The organism is Streptomyces sp. MRC013, assembly GCF_023614235.1.
In the GTDB taxonomy this organism is placed as follows: Bacteria; Actinomycetota; Actinomycetes; order Streptomycetales; family Streptomycetaceae; genus Streptomyces.
In genome coordinates, this window is the sequence record NZ_CP094264.1 from 1302994 (window position 1) to 1322359 (window position 19366).

At 74.1% G+C, this 19366-nt stretch carries 15 protein-coding genes and 3 pseudogenes; 14 read left to right on the top strand and 4 right to left on the bottom strand.

Annotated elements, in window-relative coordinates:
• The first annotated feature begins 49 nt into the window (after positions 1–49).
• From LUW75_RS05700 to LUW75_RS05715, 4 genes and pseudogenes are all read left to right on the top strand, one after another.
• Positions 50–689: pseudogene (locus LUW75_RS05700) on the top strand (AIM24 family protein).
• A pseudogene (locus LUW75_RS05705) lies at positions 690–1339 on the top strand (AIM24 family protein).
• On the top strand, positions 1336–2130 hold the full coding sequence (locus LUW75_RS05710) for an AIM24 family protein (protein WP_250334642.1): 795 nt from the start codon (positions 1336–1338) through the stop codon (positions 2128–2130). The pseudogene LUW75_RS05705 and the gene LUW75_RS05710 overlap by 4 nt, the downstream one beginning before the upstream one ends.
• A gap of 133 nt (positions 2131–2263) precedes the next feature.
• A complete protein-coding gene (locus LUW75_RS05715; protein ID WP_250334643.1) occupies positions 2264–2740 on the top strand; it encodes a MarR family winged helix-turn-helix transcriptional regulator in 477 nt (158 codons plus the stop codon).
• Positions 2741–2875: 135 nt separating this feature from the next.
• Here LUW75_RS05715 and meaB read toward each other — a convergent pair whose 3' ends face one another.
• Together meaB and LUW75_RS05725 are read right to left on the bottom strand one after the other, a co-directional pair.
• Entirely contained in the window at positions 2876–3832 is a 957-nt protein-coding gene (gene meaB, locus LUW75_RS05720; protein WP_250337563.1) for a methylmalonyl Co-A mutase-associated GTPase MeaB, read from the bottom strand.
• Between the two features lie 15 nt (positions 3833–3847).
• On the bottom strand, positions 3848–5059 hold the full coding sequence (locus LUW75_RS05725; RefSeq protein WP_250334644.1) for an acetyl-CoA C-acetyltransferase: 1212 nt from the start codon (positions 5057–5059) through the stop codon (positions 3848–3850).
• 149 nt (positions 5060–5208) lie between these two features.
• Here LUW75_RS05725 and mce point away from each other — a divergent pair, with 149 nt between their 5' ends.
• The 8 genes from mce (at position 5209) to LUW75_RS05770 (ending at position 16100) form a co-directional block, all read left to right on the top strand.
• On the top strand, positions 5209–5649 hold the full coding sequence (gene mce / locus LUW75_RS05730) for a methylmalonyl-CoA epimerase (protein ID WP_250334645.1): 441 nt from the start codon (positions 5209–5211) through the stop codon (positions 5647–5649).
• A 176-nt stretch (positions 5650–5825) separates the two neighbouring features.
• Positions 5826–9791 carry a polarized growth protein Scy gene (gene scy, locus LUW75_RS05735; RefSeq protein ID WP_250334646.1) on the top strand — a complete coding sequence of 1322 codons (3966 nt, stop codon included), beginning with the start codon at positions 5826–5828 and terminating at the stop codon, positions 9789–9791.
• A gap of 115 nt (positions 9792–9906) precedes the next feature.
• The gene (locus tag LUW75_RS05740; RefSeq protein ID WP_250334647.1) at positions 9907–10842 is read left to right on the top strand and encodes a coiled-coil domain-containing protein; all 936 of its coding nucleotides are present in this window, start codon (positions 9907–9909) and stop codon (positions 10840–10842) included.
• A 146-nt stretch (positions 10843–10988) separates the two neighbouring features.
• Positions 10989–11933 carry an ATP-binding cassette domain-containing protein gene (locus LUW75_RS05745; RefSeq protein WP_250334648.1) on the top strand — a complete coding sequence of 315 codons (945 nt, stop codon included), beginning with the start codon at positions 10989–10991 and terminating at the stop codon, positions 11931–11933.
• Positions 11934–11936: 3 nt separating this feature from the next.
• Positions 11937–12716 carry an ABC transporter permease gene (locus tag LUW75_RS05750; RefSeq protein ID WP_250334649.1) on the top strand — a complete coding sequence of 260 codons (780 nt, stop codon included), beginning with the start codon at positions 11937–11939 and terminating at the stop codon, positions 12714–12716.
• Positions 12717–12834: 118 nt separating this feature from the next.
• Entirely contained in the window at positions 12835–14040 is a 1206-nt protein-coding gene (locus tag LUW75_RS05755; RefSeq protein ID WP_250334650.1) for an ABC transporter ATP-binding protein, read from the top strand.
• The gene (locus LUW75_RS05760) at positions 14037–14849 is read left to right on the top strand and encodes an ABC transporter permease (RefSeq protein ID WP_250334651.1); all 813 of its coding nucleotides are present in this window, start codon (positions 14037–14039) and stop codon (positions 14847–14849) included. The genes LUW75_RS05755 and LUW75_RS05760 overlap by 4 nt, the downstream gene beginning before the upstream one ends.
• Before the next feature lie 420 nt (positions 14850–15269).
• Complete coding sequence (locus tag LUW75_RS05770; RefSeq protein WP_250334652.1) at positions 15270–16100, top strand: glycoside hydrolase domain-containing protein; 831 nt, start codon at positions 15270–15272, stop codon at positions 16098–16100.
• 203 nt (positions 16101–16303) lie between these two features.
• On the opposite strand, the pseudogene LUW75_RS05775 reads toward LUW75_RS05770, so the two are convergent.
• Positions 16304–16634 (bottom strand): annotated as a pseudogene (locus tag LUW75_RS05775) (ATP/GTP-binding protein).
• 218 nt (positions 16635–16852) lie between these two features.
• Between LUW75_RS05775 and LUW75_RS05780 the strand changes: the two are divergent.
• Positions 16853–17887 carry an LLM class flavin-dependent oxidoreductase gene (locus LUW75_RS05780; RefSeq protein WP_250334653.1) on the top strand — a complete coding sequence of 345 codons (1035 nt, stop codon included), beginning with the start codon at positions 16853–16855 and terminating at the stop codon, positions 17885–17887.
• A gap of 111 nt (positions 17888–17998) precedes the next feature.
• On the opposite strand, the gene LUW75_RS05785 is transcribed toward LUW75_RS05780, so the two are convergent.
• Positions 17999–18391: an SCO5389 family protein gene (locus tag LUW75_RS05785; protein WP_250334654.1), complete on the bottom strand. Its 393-nt coding sequence runs from the start codon at positions 18389–18391 to the stop codon at positions 17999–18001.
• 220 nt (positions 18392–18611) lie between these two features.
• Between LUW75_RS05785 and nucS the strand changes: the two genes are divergently transcribed.
• Complete coding sequence (gene nucS / locus LUW75_RS05790) at positions 18612–19283, top strand: endonuclease NucS (protein ID WP_250334655.1); 672 nt, start codon at positions 18612–18614, stop codon at positions 19281–19283.
• Positions 19284–19366 lie beyond the last annotated feature (83 nt).

A 19366-nucleotide genomic window follows, 5' to 3' on the forward strand; every position in this document is an offset into this window, starting at 1 on the left:
CGCCCCGCCGGTGCTGTCCCCGCCGCCCCGGGCCGGTTACCGTCTGCCCGTGACAACCTTCCGACTCCACGGCAGCAGGGTCCTGGCCGTCGACATGACCGGCGACGCGGTCAGGGCGAAGAACGGCTCGATGGTCGCGTACGAGGGCGAGATGGCCTTCAGGAGGACGAGCGGCGGCGGCGAGGGACTGCGCGGCGCGGTCACCCGGCGGCTCACCGGCGAGCGGATGGAGGTCATGGAGGTGACGGGGCGGGGGACCTGCTACTTCGCGGACCGGGCCTCCGACGTCACCGTCCTGGCTCTCCACGGCGAGAGGCTGTGCGTGGAGGCGGGCAACCTGCTGTGCGCCGACGCCGGGCTGCGCACCGGGACGACCTTCACCGGGCTGCGCGGCGGCGCTTCCGGCACCGGGCTGTTCACCACGACGGTCGAGGGCTCCGGCCGGGTGGCGATCGTGTCGGACGGGCCGGCCGTGGTGCTGCGCGTGACGCCGCGGCACCCGCTGGCGGTGGACCCCGGGGCGTACGTGGCGCACCAGGGGGACCTGCGGCAGGACCTCCGGTCCGGCGCCACGTTCCGCACGCTCCTGGGCGAGGGGGGGCGGCGAGGCGTTCCAGATCCGGTTCGAGGGCGAGGGGCTGGTGTACGTGCAGCCGAGCGAGCGCGAGACCGCGGGGGGCGATCTCTAGATGCCGTTCCGGGAGGTCAACTCCAAGATGGTCGAGGCCGTGGTCGCGCCGGGGCAGCGGGTGTTCAGCCAGCGCGGGGCGATGCTCGCGTACCGGGGGAGGTCGTTTTCACGCCGAACACGGCCGGCGGCCGGGGCGGCGTCGCGGCGATGCTGGGCCGGCGCGCGGCCGGCGAGGCGGTGCCGCTGATGACGGTCGAGGGGGACGGCACGGTGCTGTTCGGGCACGGCGGCCACCATGTGCAGGTGGTCCGGCTCTCCGGGGACACGCTGTACGTGGAGGCGGACCGGCTGCTGGCGTTCGACGGCACCCTGGAGCAGGGGACGGTGTTCCTGGGCGCGCAGGGCGGCGTGATGGGCGTGGTGCGCGGCCAGGTGACGGGCCAGGGCCTGTTCACCACGACCCTGAGGGGGCACGGCTCCGTCGCGGTGATGGCGCACGGCGGGGTGATCGAGCTGCCGATCGCGCCGGGGCGGCCGGTCCACGTGGACCCGCAGGCGTACGTCGCGCACCACGGCGACGTGCGGAGCGCGCTGTCCACCGCGCTCGGCTGGCGCGACATGGTGGGGCGGGGCTCGGGCGAGGCGTTCCAACTGGAGCTGAGCGGCAGCGGTGCGGTGTACGTCCAGGCGTCGGAGGAGAAGCTGTGAGCACGTCCGCGGTGTTCGACCCGTCGACCCTGCCGAGCGGCGGCAACGTCAACCCGTACGCCTTCTGCGTGCACCTGGAGGGGTCCCGGTGGTTCCTGCAGAAGGGGAAGATGATCGCGTACTACGGGGACGTCTCCTTCGACGGCGTCGGGCACGGCGCGCTGGACCGGCTGGTGCGCACGAGCTTCCACTCCCCGATGCACGCCGGCGACTGGGTGGTGGCGGAGGGCAGCGGCAAGATGCTCCTCGCGGACCGGGCGTTCGACGTGAACTCCTACGACCTCGAGGAGGGCAACCTGACGGTCCGCGCGGGGAACCTGCTCGCCTTCGAGCCGTCGCTGTCGCTCAAGCAGTCGATCGTGCCGGGTTTCCTGACGCTGCTCGGGACGGGCACGTTCGTGGCGGCGTCCAACGGGCCGGTGGTGTTCATGGAGCCGCCGATCCGGGTGGACCCGCAGGCGCTGGTGGGCTGGGCGGACTGCCCGTCGCCGTGCCACCACTACGACCACGCGTACCTGAGCGGGGTGCTGGGCGGCCTGCGGGCGCTGACGGGGATCGGCGGGGCGTCGGGCGAGGAGCACCAGCTGGAGTTCGTCGGGGCCGGGACGGTCCTGCTGCAGTCGTCGGAGGCGCTGGTGCCGGAGCGGGGCGCGGGAACCGTTCCGCACGGTCCGGGCGTCCCCGGAGGCGGGGCTCCGCAACCGGGGTACGGTTCCGGCCAGGACCCGCGCGGTCCGGTACCGGGCCTTCCCGGCCAGCTGGGGGACCTCCGGCGTCGCTTCGGGCTGTGAACGGTAGTCTGCGGAATGTGACGCGCTCGAACGCCTGCGCCCCTGCGGGGGCGTTCGAGAACGGGGGACGGGGGGAGCGAAGCGGCGTCACCTCACTTCGTCCAATATTCAACTTCTTAGGTAGAGTCCATACATGGAGACCGAAGCGGCCACCCGGTGGCTCACCGACGCCGAACAGTGCGCCTGGCGCACGTACCTGGACGTCACCCGACTCCTGACGTACCAGTTGGAGAGGGACCTCCAGCCGTTCGGCCTGACCTACAACGACTACGAGATCCTGGTGAACCTCTCGGAGTCCCCCGAGCTGCGCATGCGGATGAGCGACCTCGCCACCGCCACCCTCCAGTCCAAGAGCCGGCTGTCGCACCAGATCACCCGCATGGAGAACGCCGGACTGGTCCGCCGTGAGAACTGCGAGTCGGACCGGCGCGGACTGTACGCCGTGCTCACCGACCACGGTATGGAGACCATGCGGAAAGTGGCGCCGCACCACGTGGATTCGGTGCGCAGGCACTTCATCGACCGGCTCTCCCCCGAGGCGCTGACCGGCCTCCACTCCTCCCTGCGGCCCATCGGGGAGCACCTGCGCGGGCTGCGCGGCAAGCCCTAGCACGGGCGGTCCCCGGCACGGCCGCGCGCCCCCGCGCCGCCCCGGCGGGCCCTGCGCCCAGGACCGCGGCCCCGCACGGGCGGCGGCCCCGCCCCGGCCGGGGACGGGACCGCCCGCCGTGTTCGCCTGTTCGCCTCAGCGGCCCGTGAGGCCCGCCACCAGTTCGTCGGCGGCCGCGTACGGATCGAGCTCGCCCGCCGTGATCCGCTCGGCGAGCGCCCCGAGGCGCCGGTCGCCGCGCAGGTCGCCGATCCGCTCGCGCAGCGCGGTGACCGCGATGGTCTCCACCTCGTGGGCGGCGCGGGACCGGCGGCGCTCGGCGAGGACGCCGTGCTCCTCCATCCACGCGCGGTGCTTCTCCAGGGCCTCCACGACCTCGTCGACGCCCTCCCCGCGCGCGGCGACCGTCTTGACGATCGGCGGCCGCCAGTCGCCCGGAGCCCGGGCCTCGCCGAGCCCCAGCATGTGGTTGAGCTCCCGGGCCGTGGCGTCCGCGCCGTCCCGGTCCGCCTTGTTCACCACGTACACGTCGCCGATCTCCAGGATCCCGGCCTTCGCCGCCTGGATCCCGTCGCCCATGCCGGGCGCCAGCAGCACCACGGAGGTGTCGGCCTGCGAGGCGATCTCCACCTCGGACTGGCCGACGCCGACCGTCTCCACCAGCACCACGTCGCAACCCGCCGCGTCCAGCACGCGGATCGCCTGCGGCGCCGCCCACGCCAGACCGCCCAGGTGCCCGCGGGTGGCCATGGAGCGGATGTAGACGCCCGGGTCCGAGGCGTGCTCGGACATCCGGACCCGGTCGCCCAGCAGGGCGCCCCCGGAGAACGGCGACGACGGGTCCACCGCCAGGACGCCGACCCGCTTGCCCGCCCTGCGGTACGCGGAGACCAGCGCCGAGGTCGACGTGGACTTGCCGACGCCGGGCGAGCCCGTCAGACCCACCACGTACGCCCCGCCCGAGAGCGGGGCCAGCGCCGCCATCACCTCACGGAGCTGCGGGGACGCCCCCTCCACGAGCGAGATCAGCCGGGCCACGGCCCGCGGCCGGCCCTCCCGTGCCTGGGCGACCAGTGCGGGGACGTCCACCATCACGTACAGAGCTCCTTACTTCGCCGAAGCGCTCGGGACGCGCAGGATCAGCGCGTCGCCCTGACCGCCGCCGCCGCACAGGCTCGCCGCGCCGATGCCGCCGCCGCGCCGCCCGAGCTCCAGCGCCAGGTGCAGCACGATACGGGCGCCGGACATGCCGATGGGGTGGCCCAGGGCGATGGCACCGCCGTTGACGTTCACCTTTTCGTGGGATACCCCGAGGTCCTCGGCCGACTGCACCACGACGGCCCCGAACGCCTCGTTGATCTCGATCAGGTCGAGGTCGTCGACGCCGACGCCCTCCTTCTCCAGGGCGTTGCGGATGGCGTTGGAGGGCTGGGACTGCAGGCTGTTGTCCGGGCCCGCGACGTTGCCGTGCGCGCCGATCTCGGCGATCCACTCCAGGCCCAGCTCCTCGGCCTTGGCCCTGCTCATCACCACGACGGCCGCGGCGCCGTCGGAGATCTGCGAGGACGAGCCGGCCGTGATCGTGCCGTCCTCGTCGAAGGCCGGGCGGAGCCGGGCCAGCGTCTCGACCGTCGTGTCCGGGCGGACGCCCTCGTCCTTGGCGAAGACCACCGGGTCGCCCTTGCGCTGCGGGACCTCGACCGGGGTGATCTCGGCGTCGAACAGGCCGTTCTTCTGGGCGGCCGCCGCGCGCTGGTGCGACCGGGCGGAGACCTCGTCCTGCTCGGCGCGGCCGATGCCGAGACGGGTGTTGTGCCGCTCGGTGGACGCGCCCATGGCGATCTGCTCGAACGGGTCGGTGAGGCCGTCGTACGCCATCGCGTCGAGCATCTCGATCGCGCCGTACTTGTAGCCCTCGCGGGACTTCGGCAGCAGGTGCGGCGCGTTGGTCATGGACTCCTGGCCGCCGGCGACGACCACGTCGAACTCGCCGGCGCGGATCAGCTGGTCGGCGAGGGCGATGGCGTCGAGGCCGGAGAGGCAGACCTTGTTGATCGTCAGCGCCGGGACGTTCATCGGGATGCCTGCCTTGACGGCGGCCTGCCGGGCCGGGATCTGCCCGGCGCCCGCCTGGAGCACCTGCCCCATGATCACGTACTGCACCTGCTCGCCGCCGATGCCCGCCCGCTCCAGCGCGGCCTTGATGGCGAAGCCGCCGAGGTCGGAGGCGGAGAAGGACTTCAGCGAGCCGAGCAGCCGGCCCATGGGGGTGCGGGCACCCGCGACGATGACGGAGGTGGTACCGGTCGTTCCAGACATGAGGACGATCCCCTTCCAGCCCGGAGGGGCTGCGGAGTGAACGAGGGTTTACCGCCAATGTACTGAGCGGTACCAGCCCCGGTCACCCGGCGGTCGGTGTGACGGCGCGCACGTTGCGTAACCGGCTGGTGGGGCGCTGCACTGTTCGCATGCTCACGAGAATCGACCACATCGGGATCGCCTGCTTCGACCTGGACGAAACCGTCGAGTTCTACCGCTCGACGTACGGCTTCGAGGTCTTCCACACGGAGGTCAACGAGGAGCAGGGGGTCCGCGAGGCCATGCTCAAGATCAACGGCACCTCCGACGGAGGCGCCTCCTACATCCAGTTGCTGGAGCCCGTCCGCGAGGACTCCACCGTCGCCAAGTGGCTGGCGAAGAACGGCGAGGGCGTCCACCACATCGCCTTCGGCACCGCCGACGTGGACGGCGACGCCGCCGCCGTCCGGGACAAGGGCGTCCGGGTCCTCTACGACGAGCCCCGCCGCGGCTCCATGGGATCCCGGATCACGTTCCTGCACCCCAAGGACTGCCACGGCGTGCTCACCGAACTGGTCACCTCGGCTGAACCCTCCTCAGCCGAGCACTGAACCGACGCATCCCGGCCCGGTAGAGTGGGCGGCGCCGGGCCGGGGCCGGGTCGGGGCCGCCCCGCGGCGTCGTCGTCGGAAGCGTCGATCTGACACCATTCCCCGGGGGGCCGTTCGCCGGCGGACGGTGCCCGTACGAAGAGAGTTCGCGACCAGGGGACGGATGGGACCGCGCAGTGCGGGGCTACGAACGCCAGGAGAGCCACCGGGCTGACGACGACCACCTTTCGCGGTTCGAAGCCGAGATGGACCGGCTGAAGACCGAACGGGAGAAGGCCGTCCAGCACGCCGAGGACCTCGGTTACCAGGTCGAGGTCTTGCGTGCCAAGCTCCACGAGGCGCGGCGCGCCATCGCGTCCCGGCCCGCCTACGACAGCGCCGACATCGGCTACCAGGCCGAGCAGATGCTGCGCAGCGCGCAGGTGCAGGCCGAGCAGATGCGCTCCGACGCGGAGCGCGAACTGCGCGAGGCCCGTGCCCAGACCCAGCGCATCCTCCAGGAGCACGCCGAGCACCAGGCCCGTCTCCAGGCGGAGTTGCACGACGAGGCGGTGCAGCGGCGCCAGCAGCTCGACCAGGAGCTCGCCGAGCGCCGCAGGACCGTCGAGGCGCACGTCAACGAGAACGTCGCCTGGGCGGAGCAGTTGCGCGCCCGTACGGAGGCCCAGGCGCGGCGCCTGATGGAGGAGTCCCGCGCCGAGGCCGAGCAGGCCCTGGCCGCCGCCCGCGCCGAGGCCGCCCGGGTCGCGCAGGAGACCCGCCAGCGGCTGGCCGCCGAGTCGGAGGCCGCCCGCGTCGAGGCCGAGTCCCTCCTGCTGCGCGCCCGGAAGGACGCCGAGCGGCTCCTGAACGCCGCCTCCGCCCAGGCCCAGGAGGCCGCCAGCCACGCCGAGCAGCTCCGCACGGCCACCACCGCCGAGGCCGAGCAGGCCCGCCAGCAGGCCGCGGAGCTGAGCCGGACCGCCGAGCAGCGGATGCAGGAGGCGGAGGAGCGGCTGCGGCTGGCCCGCGCCGAGGCCGACAGGGTCGTCGCCGCCGCCACCGAGGACGCCGCGAAGCGCGTAGCCGCCGCCGAGTCGGCCAACGAGCAGCGCAGCCGTACCGCGAAGAGCGAGATCGCCCGCCTGGTCGGCGAGGCCACCAAGGAGGCCGAGTCCCTCCGGGCGGACGCCGAGCAGGCGCTCGCGGACGCCCGCGCCGAGGCGGAGAAGCTGGTCGCGGAGGCCGCCGAGAGGGCCCGTGCGAAGGCCGCCGAGGACTCCGCCGCCCAGCTCGCCAACGCCGCCCGCGCCGCCGAGGAGATGCTCGGCAAGGCGTCCGAGGACGCCCAGGCGACCACCCGCAAGGCGGCCGAGGAGGCCGAGCGGATCCGACGCGAGGCCGAGACCGAGGCCGACCGGCTCGTCGGCGAGGCCGCCGACACGGCGGAGCAGCTGCGCGGCGCCGCGAAGGACGACACCAAGGAGTACCGCGCCAAGACGGTCGAGCTGCAGGAGGAGGCGCGGCGGCTGCGCGGGGAGGCCGAGCAGCTGCGGTCCGAGGCGGTGGCCGAGGGCGAGCGGATCCGCGCCGAGGCCCGGCGCGAGTCCGTCCAGCAGATCGAGGAGGCGGCCGGGACCGCCGAGGAGCTGCTGACCAAGGCGAAGGCGGACGCGGACGAGCTGCGCACGGCGGCCGCCGCCGAGAGCGAGCGGGTCCGCACCGAGGCGGCCGAGCGGGCGACCGCCCTGCGCACCCAGGCCGAGGAGGTCCTGGAGCGCACGCGCGCGGAGGCCGAGCGGCTGCGCGCGGACGCCGACGAGCAGGCCGAGTCGGTGAGGGCGGCCGCCGAGGCCGCCGCCCAGGCCCTGCGCGAGGAGGCCGAACGGGGCGTCGCGGCCCGGCGGGCGGAGGCCGCCGAGGAGCTGGCGCGGCTCCACGAGGAGGTCGAGGCCCGGCTCACCGCCGCCGAGCAGACCCTCTCCGACGCCCGTGCCGAGTCGGAGCGGCTGCGCCGGGAGGCCGCCGAGGAGACCGAGCGGCTGCGCACCGAGGCCACCGAGCGGCGGCGCACGCTCCAGGAGCAGGCGGAGCGGGAGGCCGAGCGGCTGCGGACCGAGGCCGCCGCGGACGCGTCGAGCTCGCGCGCCGAGGCGGAGAACACCGCCGTACGGCTCCGCGCCGAGGCCGCCGCGGAGGCGGAGCGGCTCAAGACCGAGGCGCACGAGACCGCCGACCGGGTGCGCGCCGAGGCGCAGGCCGCGGCGGAGCGGCTCACGACCGAGGCCGCCGAGGAGCTGGCGGCCGCGCAGGAGGAGGCCAACCGGCGCCGCCGGGAGGCCGAGGAGACGCTGGGCGCCGCGCGCGCCGAGGCGGACCAGGAGCGCGCCCGCGCCCGCGAGCAGAGCGAGGAGCTGCTGGCGTCGGCCCGCAGGCGGGTCGAGGAGGCGCAGGCGGAGGCGCAGCGGCTGGTCGAGGAGGCCGACCAGCGGGCCGTGGAGCTGGTCTCCGCGGCCGAGCAGACGGCGCAGCAGGTGCGGGACTCGGTCGCCGGGCTCCAGGAGGCGGTCGAGGAGGAGGTCGCCGGACTGCGCTCGGCGGCCGAGCACGCCGCGGAGCGTACGCGCACCGAGGCCCAGGAGGAGGCGGACCGGGTCCGGTCCGACGCCTACCAGGAGCGGGAGCGGGCGGCCGAGGACGCGGCGCGGGTCCGGAGCCGCGCGCAGGAGGAGACCGAGGCGGCGAAGGCGCTGGCCGAGCGCGCCGTCAAGGAGGCGCTGGCGGAGGCCGAGCGGCTCAAGGCGGACAGCGCCGAGTACGCGCAGCGGGTGCGGACAGAGGCGTCGGACTCGCTGGCCTCGGCCGAACAGGACGCGGCGCGCACCCGCGCGGAGGCCCGCGGCGACGCCAACCGCATCCGCTCCGAGGCCGCCGCGCAGGCGGACCGGCTCGTCACGGAGGCGGCGGCCGAGGCGGAGAAGCTGGTCGACGACGCCGCGGCGAGGGCGGAGCGGATCGTCGGCGACGCGACCGACGAGGCGGAGCGCGTCACGGCCCGGGCTGCCGAGGAGGCCGACCGGCTCGCGACCGAGGCCGTCGAGGTCCTCGACGAGGCGCAGGCCGAGGCCGCCCGGCTGCGGGACGAGGCGCGCAAGGAGGCCGACAAGCGGCGCTCCGGCGCGGCGGAGCAGGCCGACAAGCTCGTCGCGGAGGCCGCCGGCGAGGCGGAGCGGCTGCGCGCCGAGGCCGCCGAGACGGTCGGTTCGGCGCAGCAGGCGGCCGAGCGGATCCGCAAGGAGGCCGAGCAGCACCTCGGGGAGACCGAGGAGGCGGCGGAGCGGCTGCGCACCGAGGCCCGTGCGGAGGCGGACCGGGTCCTCGACGAGGCGAGGGACGCCGCGGCCAAGCGCCGGGCGGACGCCGCCGAGCAGGCCGACCAGCTGATGGCGAAGGCGCAGGAGGAGGCGCTGCGCACCACGACGGAGGCCGAGGCGCGGGCGGACACGATGGTCGGCGCGGCCCGCGAGGAGGCCGAGCGGATCGTCTCCGAGGCGACCGTCGAGGGGAACACCCTGGTGGAGAAGGCCCGTACGGACGCGGACGAGCTGCTGGTCGGCGCCCGCAGCGACGCCAACGCCATAAGGGAGCGCACGGAGGAGCTGCGCGTGCGGACCGAGACGGAGATCGAGGAGCTGCACGAGCGGGCCCGCCGGGAGAGCGCCGAGCAGGTGCGGGTCGCCGGGGAGCGGGCCGACAAGCTGGTGCGGACGGCGGAGCAGCAGCTGGCCGAGGCGCGGGCCAAGGCCGAGGAGGTGCTGTCGGAGGCCGACTCGGAGGCGAGCAGGGTCCGCATCGCCGCGGTGAAGAAGGCCGAGGGCCTGCTCAAGGAGGCCAACCAGAGGAAGGCCGACACGGCCCGCGAGGCGCAGAGGACCAGGCAGGAGGCGGAGGCGGAGGCCGCGCGCCTGGTGGAGGAGGGCCGGCGGGAGCTGGAGGTCCTGGTGCGCCGCCAGAAGGACATCAAGGACGAGATCTCCCGCGTCCAGGCCGTCCTGGAGGCGCTGGAGTCCTTCGAGGCCCCGTCCGGGGGCGCCAAGGACGGCGGGGCGAAAGCGGGAGCGGCGGCCGGCACCCGCTCCGGCGGCAAGTCAAGCGCCGGCTGAGGCGCTCGAAAGGCTGGACATTCTCCCAACCAAACGGGCATCCGCTCGATGACACGCCGCCCGGGCGCCTAGGATTCCCTCTAACACCTCACCGGTCTCATTCGACAGGAACCCCATGAGCGACACTTCCTCCCCCTTCGGCTTCGAGCTCGTGCGGCGTGGTTACGACCGCGGTCAGGTGGATGACCGCATTACCAAGCTCGTCGCCGACCGTGACAGCGCTCTGGCCCGGATCACCGCCCTGGAAAAGCGCATCGAGGAACTCCACCTCGAGACCCAGAACGCCCAGACCCAGGTGGGCGACGCCGAACCGTCCTACGCCGGCCTGGGCGCCCGCGTCGAGAAGATCCTCCGCCTCGCCGAGGAGGAGGCCAAGGAACTGCGCGAGGAGGCCCGCCGCGCCGCCGAGCAGCACCGCGAGCTGGCCGATTCGGCGGCCCAGCAGGTGCGCGACGACGCGGAGGCGTACGCGGCGGACCGCAAGGCGAAGGCCGAGGACGAGGGCACCCGCATCGTCGAGAAGGCGCAGTCCGAGGCGAGCACGCTGCGGGCCGAGGCGCAGAAGGACGCGCAGGCGAAGCGCGAGGAGGCCGACGCGCTCTTCGAGGAGACCCGCGCCAAGGCCGCCCAGGCCGCCGCCGACTTCGAGACGAACCTCGCCAAGCGGCGCGAGCAGTCGGAGCGGGACCTGGCCTCGCGCCAGGCGAAGGCGGAGAAGCGGCTCGCGGAGATCGAGCACCGCGCGGAGCAGCTCCGCCTGGAGGCGGAGAAGCTGCGTACGGACGCGGAGCGCCGGGCCCGTCAGACGGTGGAGACGGCGCAGCGCCAGGCCGAGGACATCGTGGCCGACGCCAACGCGAAGGCGGACCGCATTCGCAGCGAATCGGAGCGCGAGCTGGCGGCGCTGACCAACCGCCGGGACTCGATCAACGCCCAGCTGACCAACGTCCGCGAGATGCTGGCCACGCTGACCGGTGCCGCGGTCGCGGCGGCGAACGTGCCGGACGACGAGCCGACCGGCCGCAGCCTCCCGGCGCAGCAGTCCCGCTGACGCGTCGGCGTACGATCCGCCGGGCCGGCCCGGACGGCGGACCCGCACCCCGGTCCCACCTCCCCGTGGGCACCGGACCCGTGCACCCGTACGGCCCCCCGCCATCCCGGTGGCGGGGGGGCCGTGCGTTTCCGTAGCGTGGGCGCATGATCCAGCTAGAGGGCCTGACCAAACGCTTCGGCACGAAGACGGCCGTCGACGGCCTCTCCTTCACCGTCCGCCCGGGGATGGTGACGGGGTTCCTGGGGCCGAACGGCGCGGGCAAGTCGACGACCATGCGCATGATGCTGGATCTGGACGCCCCGACGAGCGGCACGGTCCGGATCGACGGCCGGCACTATCGCGAACTGGACGAACCGCTGAAGTACATCGGCGCCCTGCTGGACGCCAAGGCGCTGCACGGCGGCCGCACCGCTTACCACAACCTGCTGTGCCTGGCGCAGTCGAACCGCATTCCCGAGCAGCGGGTCGGGGAGGTCCTCGACCTGGTGGGCCTGACGGCCGTGGCGCGCAAGAAATCGAAGAATTTTTCGATGGGGATGGGGCAGCGGTTGGGAATCGCCGCCGCGCTCCTGGGCGATCCGCGGATTCTCATGTTCGACGAGCCCGTCAACGGGCTCGATCCCGAAGGAATTCACTGGATTCGAAATCTGATGAAACATCTCGCGTCGGAGGGGCGAACGGTCTTCGTTTCGAGCCACCTGATGAGCGAAATGGCGCTGACCGCCGACCACTTGATCGTCATCGGGCAGGGGAAGCTGCTCGCCGACACGTCGATGGCGGATTTCATCCGGGAGAACTCGCGCAGCTACGTGCGTCTGCGCACCCCGCAGCGCGAGCTCGCCAAGGACGCCCTGGGCGCGGCCGGTCTGACGGCGGTGGACGCCGAGGACGGCGCCCTGGAGGTCGACGGGGAGTCGACGGAGCGGGTCGGCGAGCTCCTCGCGGAGCACGGCGTCGTCCTGCACGAGCTGAGCGCCCAACGGGCCTCGCTGGAGGAGGCGTTCATGGGGATGACCGCGGGCGCGGTCGAGTACCACGCACACGACGGCGGCGCGCGCCCGTGGGGCGCGGGCGTGAGGAGGGCCTGAACGATGGCATCGGTACCCGCGGTCCTCCGGTCGGAGTGGACCAAGGTCCGTACGGTCGCGTCGACGGTCTGGACGCTGGCCAGCGCCCTGGTCGTGACGGTCGCGATGGGGGCGGGGCTCAGCGCCCTGATGCGCGCGCGGTTCGAGGACCTGCCCGAGTTCGAACGCGCCACCTTCGACCCGACCATGATCAGTTTCTCCGGCATGATGCTGGGACAGCTGGCGATGGTCGTCTTCGGCGTCCTCGTCGTCGGCACGGAGTACGGCTCCGGCATGATCCGCACCTCCCTGGCGGCGGTCCCGCAGCGGGCGACGTTCCTCTTCGGCAAGATCGCCGTGGCGGGGCTGCTGGCGCTGGCCGTCGGCCTCGCCACCGGCTTCCTGTCGTTCTTCGTCGGCCAGGCGCTGCTCGGGGAGCACCGGACGTCGATCGGCGAGGAGAACGTGCTGCGCGCGGTGATCGGGGGCGGCCTGTACATGGGGCTCATCGCGGTCTTCTCGATGGGCGTGGCGGCGATGCTGCGCTCCTCGACCCTGTCGCTGGGCATCCTCGTGCCGTTTTTCTTCCTCGTCTCGCAGATCCTGTCGGCCGTCCCCGGGGCCAAGGAGGTGGCCCGGTACTTCCCCGACCAGGCCGGCTCCAAGATCATGCAGGTGGTGCCGAACGCGATGGGCCAGGACCCGGCCCCGTACGGGCCGTGGGGCGGGCTCGGCATCATGCTCCTGTGGGTGGCGGCGGCCCTGGCCGGGGGCTGCGTGGTGCTCCGGCGCCGCGACGCGTAGGTTTCCGGCAGGGGGGCGGAACCGCCACGGGCCTCGTTCTCCTCTTACCTCCTACGGGCGGCCCTCGGCGCGGGTGCGCGGCGCCGCCCGCCGTCGGACCGAGCTGTGGGGCTGGAGAATGATCGAGGCAGTCCGCCTGACCAAGCGCTACGGCGCCAAGACCGCCGTGGACGACCTGTCGTTCCAGGTGCGGCCCGGCGTCGTCACCGGCTTCCTGGGGCCGAACGGCTCCGGCAAGTCGACCACGATGCGCATGATCCTCGGGCTGGACCGGCCCACCTCCGGACAGGTCACGATCGGCGGCCACCCCTTCCGGGAGCTGCCGAACGCCCCGCGCCAGGTCGGCGCCCTCCTCGACGCGCGGGCGGTGCACGGCGGCCGCACCGCCCGCACCCACCTCCTGGCCCTCGCCCGGCTCGCCGGCATACCCGCGGGGCGCGTGGACGAGGTCCTGGACGTCGTCGGCCTGCGCGACGTGGCGCGCAGGCGGTTCAGCGGGTTCTCCCTCGGCATGGGACAGCGCCTCGGCATCGCGGCGGCGCTCCTCGGCGACCCGCAGGTGCTCCTCTTCGACGAGCCGGTCAACGGCCTGGACCCGGAGGGCATCCGCTGGGTGCGGAACCTCATGAAGTCGCTGGCCGCCGAGGGCCGTACGGTCTTCGTCTCCTCGCACCTGATGAGCGAGATGGCCCTCACCGCCGACCACCTCGTCGTCATCGGCCGGGGACGGCTGCTCGCCGACATGAGCGTCCGCGACTTCATCGCCGCCAACTCCGCCGGCTTCGCGCGCGTGCGGACCCCGGCGACGGAGCCGGAGCAGCGCGAGAGGCTGGTCGCCGCCCTGACCGGGGCGGGCGGCTTCGTCCTGTCGGAGCCGGACGGGGCCCTGCGCGTGACCGGACTGCCCCTCCCCCGCGTCAGCGACCTGGCGCACGGTGCCGGGGTCCGGCTGTGGGAGCTCTCCCCGCACCAGGCATCGCTGGAGGAGGCGTACATGCGGCTGACGCAGCCGGCCGTGGACTACCGCTCCACGGACGACCGGCTCTCGGAGCTGGGGCCGGTGCCCGAGCAGCCGCCCGCCGTCCCCGACGTGCCGCTGGAGGGCTGGTACGCGCCCCCGCCGCCCGCCCGGGCGCCCGGCACGGCGGTCCCCGCACCCGCCGCCCCGGTGCCCGCCCCGAGCGGCGTTCCCGCTCCCGCCCCGACCGGCACCGCCGCGCCCGCACCCGCGCCCGCACCCGGCGGCCCGGTCGGCGAGCCCGCCGACCGGGGCGTTCCGCAGCAGAGCCGTACGCACGAGAGCAGCACCGAGGACGCGCGATGACCACCACCCCGTACACCTCCCCCATCCCCGTGCGCCGTGCCCACCTCGGGGACGCCATCGCCTCCGAGTGGACCAAGATGCGGTCGCTGCGGTCGACGGTCTGGACGCTGGGCGCGCTGGGCGCGCTCGTGGCGGGGCCCGGGGTGCTGCTGGCGGTCCTCCTCGACGAGACGCCCCCGGACCCGCCCGAAAGCGGCCTCTCCGTCCCCAGTCTCGGCCTGCTCGGGATGCTGCTCGCCACGGTGTGCGTGATCACGCTGGGCGTGCTGACGGTCACCTCGGAGTTCGGCACCGGCATGATCCGCACGACGCTGACGGCGTGCCCGAGCCGGGGCCGGGTGCTGACCGCCAAGGCGATCGTCTTCTCCGGGCTGGTCTTCGTGACGACCTCCCTCGTCTCGGCGTTCACCGCGGCCGCGCAGGTCGCGATCCTCGGGACGTCGGGCGGGGCGACCACCGGGCAGTGGATCCGCGTGACGGTGGGCGTGGGCCTCTTCATGGCGTGCCTGGGACTGCTGTCCCTCGCCGTGGGGACCCTGCTGCGGCACTCGGCGGGGTCGATCACGACGATGATCGGCCTGGTGCTGCTGCCGTACGTGCTGGCGATCGGCCTGTACACCGACGAGCTGAGCCGGCTGCGCACCGCGCTCGTCGAGTACTCCATCCCGGCCCTGCTCGGCTCCCTGTACATCGGCGACGCCGGCGGCATGCCGATGCCGTCCGGCTGGGATGCCGTGGGGATCATCGCGGGTGCGGCCGCCGTGGCGCTGGGCGGGGCGTACGCGGCGCTGGACCGGCGCGACGCGTGAGCCGGCCGGTGCCGGCCCGGCCGCACCGGGGCGGCGCCCGGCGGTCCCCTCCGCCCCGGTGGCCGCCGGTGCGCACCCGCGCGCGGCTCCTCCCCCGCCGCGACGGCCGTGCGGGGAGCCGCCGGGCGTACCGGTGAGCGGGGAGGAGAGGCGGTCCGCGAGCCGCCGGGCCCCGTTCGCGGTCACGGGCGCGGGGCTCCGGCCACCGCCGGTGCCCGGAGCCCCTTTTCGGCCATCGGGGGACCTCCCGCCCGAGGGACACGGGACCAGCCACTACCCTCGACTCCGGCCCCGACCGGCGGCCGGAGCCGACGCACGGGGTCCCCGCCGGTCCCGGAGCGGTCCGGTCCCCCGTATCCGGGCGGGCCCGGCGGGATCCGGAACACCGGGGCCGATCCGACACGTCGTCTGGGGTGGGGAATGCCTAAGCACCGGTTGTCCAGGAAGAACCGCTACATCGCACTGGCGGCGACGGGCGCCGTCGTCGTGGCCGGCGCCGGGGTCGCGGCGCAGACCTCGATGGCCGCCCCGGCGTGGCCGGCGCAGAAGACCTACACGGGCCGGGCCTTCGACACCTGCGCCGCCCCCTCGCTCACCGCGATGAGGGCGTGGAAGAAGAACGCCTACTACGGCGGCGTCGCGGTCTACGTCGGCGGCAAGAACCGCGGCTGCGCCCAGCCCAACCTGACCAGGTCCTGGGTGAAGTCGGTCGACGCGCTCGGCTGGCGGGTCGTCCCCCTGTACGTCGGCGCCCAGCCGCCCTGCCAGAAGAGCAGGAACAAGGAGAGGTTCACCGCGGCCACCGCGGCCTCGGTCGGGGTGAGCAACGCCAACGACGCGGTCGCCAAGGCCTCGGCGCTCGGCATGAGGCCCGGCAGCCCGATCTACCTCAACATGGAGTCGTACGACGTCAACGACAAGGCGTGCAACGACGCCACCCTCACCTACGTGAGGTCCTTCACCAGGACCCTGCGCGCCAAGACCTACCGCGCCGGCCTCTACGGCTTCAGCAGCTCCAGCGCCAAGGCGATCGCCACCGCCAAGGACCGCACGGACCTGCCGGGCAACCTCTGGTACGCCCTGTGGAACGGCCGGGAGACCACCACCGGGGACTGGCCCTGGGACCCGAAGCTGTACACCGGCCACAGCCGCGGCCACCAGTACGAGGCCAACAGCAGGGAGACCCGCCGCGGCCACACCATCACCGTCGACCGCAACGCCTGGGACGCCCCGGTCGCCCTCGTCGGCTGACCGGCGGCCCTCGGCGAACGGCCGCGGACCACCCGTGGGGACGGCCGCCCCGTCCCGCGCGGGCGGCCGCGGCCGCGCGGTTCCGCCCGGCGAGCACCGTGCGCGCCCGACCGCCCGCCGCGACGGCACCGCCGGGTGCCGCGAGGGGGGACCGCCGTGCCCGCACCGCCGCCGCCGCGGGCACGGCACCCCGGCGAAGACCGCTAGCGGCGCGGGGCGTTGCGGGACCGCTGCACCCGGGTGGTGCGGCGGTCCCTGGCGTTCCAGCACCCCCGGTGCCAGTGCCTCCGGTCGTCCACGCCGCCGTACTCGGGCCAGGCCACCAGGTGCGGGACGCCGGAGGGGATCTCCTGGTCGCAGCCGGGGCAGCGGTACCGCTTCCCCGGCGCGCCCGCCCCCGCGACGTCCCGCACGGCCCACTCCTCGCCCTGCCAGGCCTCCGTCCGCTGGAACCCGCCGTAGCGACCGCCGCCACCGGTCTCGGGGGGGCTTCTCTCCGCCCCTCTTGTGGGGCCGGTTGCGGCGCGGGGACACGGAACACCTCACAGGGCGGACGGGACGGGTGTCCCGTCCAGCGTAAGGGCCTCGCGACGGCCCCGGCACACCGCAAACGCGCGTGCGACGGACCCCTCGCCGGGGGCGGTCAGCCGAAAATCGCAAGAACCCGGCCGCGTGCCGTTGCCTTCGGCGCGGGTCGGGCGTTGTCGGCGGTGGGGGGAGAGTGGCGTCGGCGGTCGAGGAGGCACAGGGCGATGCGCGTGGGGACTTTCGTGCTGGCGGCGGGTTTTCCCGGTCAGGGGCACAGCGAGGCGCTGCACCGCGCGGTGCGCTCGGCGGAGGTCGCGGAGGAGGCCGGGCTGGACTCGGTGTGGCTCGCGGAGCACCACTTCGTGCCGTACGGGGTGTGCCCCTCCGCCGTCACGCTGGCCGCGCTGCTGCTGGGCCGGACGCGGCGCATCCGGGTCGGCACGGCGGTGAGCGTGCTGCCGACGGCCCATCCGGTCGCGTTGGGCGAGCAGGCGTCGCTGCTGCACATCGCGTCGGGCGGGCGGTTCACGCTCGGCGTGGGGCGCGGTGGGCCGTGGGTCGACCTGGAGGTGTTCGGCACGGGCCCGGAGGCGTACGAGCGGCACTTCCCGGAGTCGCTGGACCTGCTGCTGCGCTGGCTGCGCGAGGACCGCGTCGGGGCGGACGGCGAGCGGCACCGCTTCCGGGAGGTCGCGGTCGTGCCCCGGCCGGACGAGCTGGTCGACGGGGCGGCCGCGCCCGAGACGGTCCTCGCCTGCACCTCGCCGAGGAGCGTCCGGCTCGCCGCGGAGCGTGCCCTGCCCATGCTGCTCGGGATGCACTGCGGGGACGAGGAGAAGGCGGAGATCACCGCCCTGTGGCGCCGCGAGGCGCTCGCCGCCGGCCACAGCCCGGACGAGGTGGCGAGGACCGCCGGGCGGCACGTGTCGGCGGGCGTCGTGCAGATCGCCGACCGGGCGGTGGACGCGGCGGAGACGCTGCTGAAGGCGATGCCGGGCTGGCTGCGCCAGGGGCTCGACGCCCATGTGACCGTGGACGGCCGGCACCGGTCGATGCGGGACCCGTACGCGTACACGGAACTGCTGTGCCGGCTGCACCCGGTCGGGACGCCCCGGCTGGCCGCGGACCGGCTGGCCGCCACCGCGGAGCGGACGGGCATCGGGCGGTTCGCGCTGCTGGCGGAGGGATCGGGGCAGGTCGCGGCGACGGAGGAGAACCTGCGCCGGCTCGGTACCGAGGTCCTTCCGCTGCTGCGGTGAGCCGTACCGGCGCCGGCGGGGCGGCTCGGGAGCCGGACCCGCCCGGCCTGCTGCCGCCCCTGCACCCGTCGTTCCTGCGGAGCGGTGCGGAGCGGCAACACGCGCACGGCGTCAGCAGTCGCGCAGGCCCGGCGACTGGTTGAGCAGCTGGGCCCGTACGGAGGTGAAGCGGGCGAGCCGCTCGTCGGCCGACGAGTCCAGGGGGAACACCGCGACGCGATGGCAGTTCTGGAAGGCCAGCCGGACGCCGAAGTGGCGCTCCAGCGCCCCCCGTATCGCGTCACTCGCCAGCGCGCGCAGCAGCTGTCCGCGCGCGTACTCGTCCGGCGGGGGCGTCCGGTTGTCGGCGAAGGCCCCTCCGTCCGCCCTCAGCCGGGCCACCAGAGAACTGATCATCTCCCATGCGAAGGGCAGGGAGGTCCGGACGCAGTCGACGAAAGCCGCTTCATCGACCTCGCCTCGCTCGGCCTGTTCCAACAGGACCGGTGAGACGTCGAGCGACATGGGTTCTCCTCTCGCGACCCCGCGGGGAGCGGGGTCTTACGGGCAGGGAAGAAGGAGCCCCCGTGCGCACACGCTGAGTGCACGAGTGGCGACCTCCCGCGTCCACGGTAGGCGCGCCGTTCGAACCGCACCAGGAGACTGACCCACAACAGGCCAAGGAATCACGGCCGTTTGACACCGAATCGCGCGGAACCACGTGTGTCCAGTAGCGTTGCCGACCATGCGTCTCGTCATCGCCCGCTGCTCCGTGGACTACGCGGGCCGGCTCACGGCCCACCTGCCCTCCGCCCCCCGCCTGATCCTGGTCAAGGCGGACGGCAGCGTCTCGATCCACGCCGACGACCGGGCTTACAAGCCCCTCAACTGGATGTCGCCCCCGTGCACCCTCAAGGAGGGCGAGGGCGATTCCGCCGGCGTCTGGACGGTCGTCAACAAGGCGGGCGAGAAACTGATCATCACGATGGAGGAGGTGTTCCACGACTCCTCCCACGAGCTGGGCGTGGACCCGGGCCTCATCAAGGACGGTGTGGAGGCTCACCTGCAGGAGCTGCTCGCCGACCGGATCGAGACACTGGGTGGGGGGTACACCCTCATCCGCCGCGAGTACCCGACGGCGATCGGCCCGGTCGACATCCTGTGCCGGGACGCTGCCGGCGGCACGGTCGCCGTCGAGATCAAGCGGCGCGGGGAGATCGACGGCGTGGAGCAGCTGACCCGCTACCTGGACCTGCTGAACCGGGATCCGCACCTGGCGCCGGTGCGGGGGGTGTTCGCCGCACAGGAGATCAAGCCGCAGGCCCGCGTGCTGGCGACGGACCGGGGGATCGACTGCGTGGTACTGGACTACGACGCGCTGCGCGGCATCGAGGACGACAAGCTGCGCCTCTTCTGACGGCCCGTCAGAAGCATCGGGGGCGTACGCGCGGCCCCGGACGGCGATGCCGTCCGGGGCCTTCGCGCGTCCGGGCGCGCCGC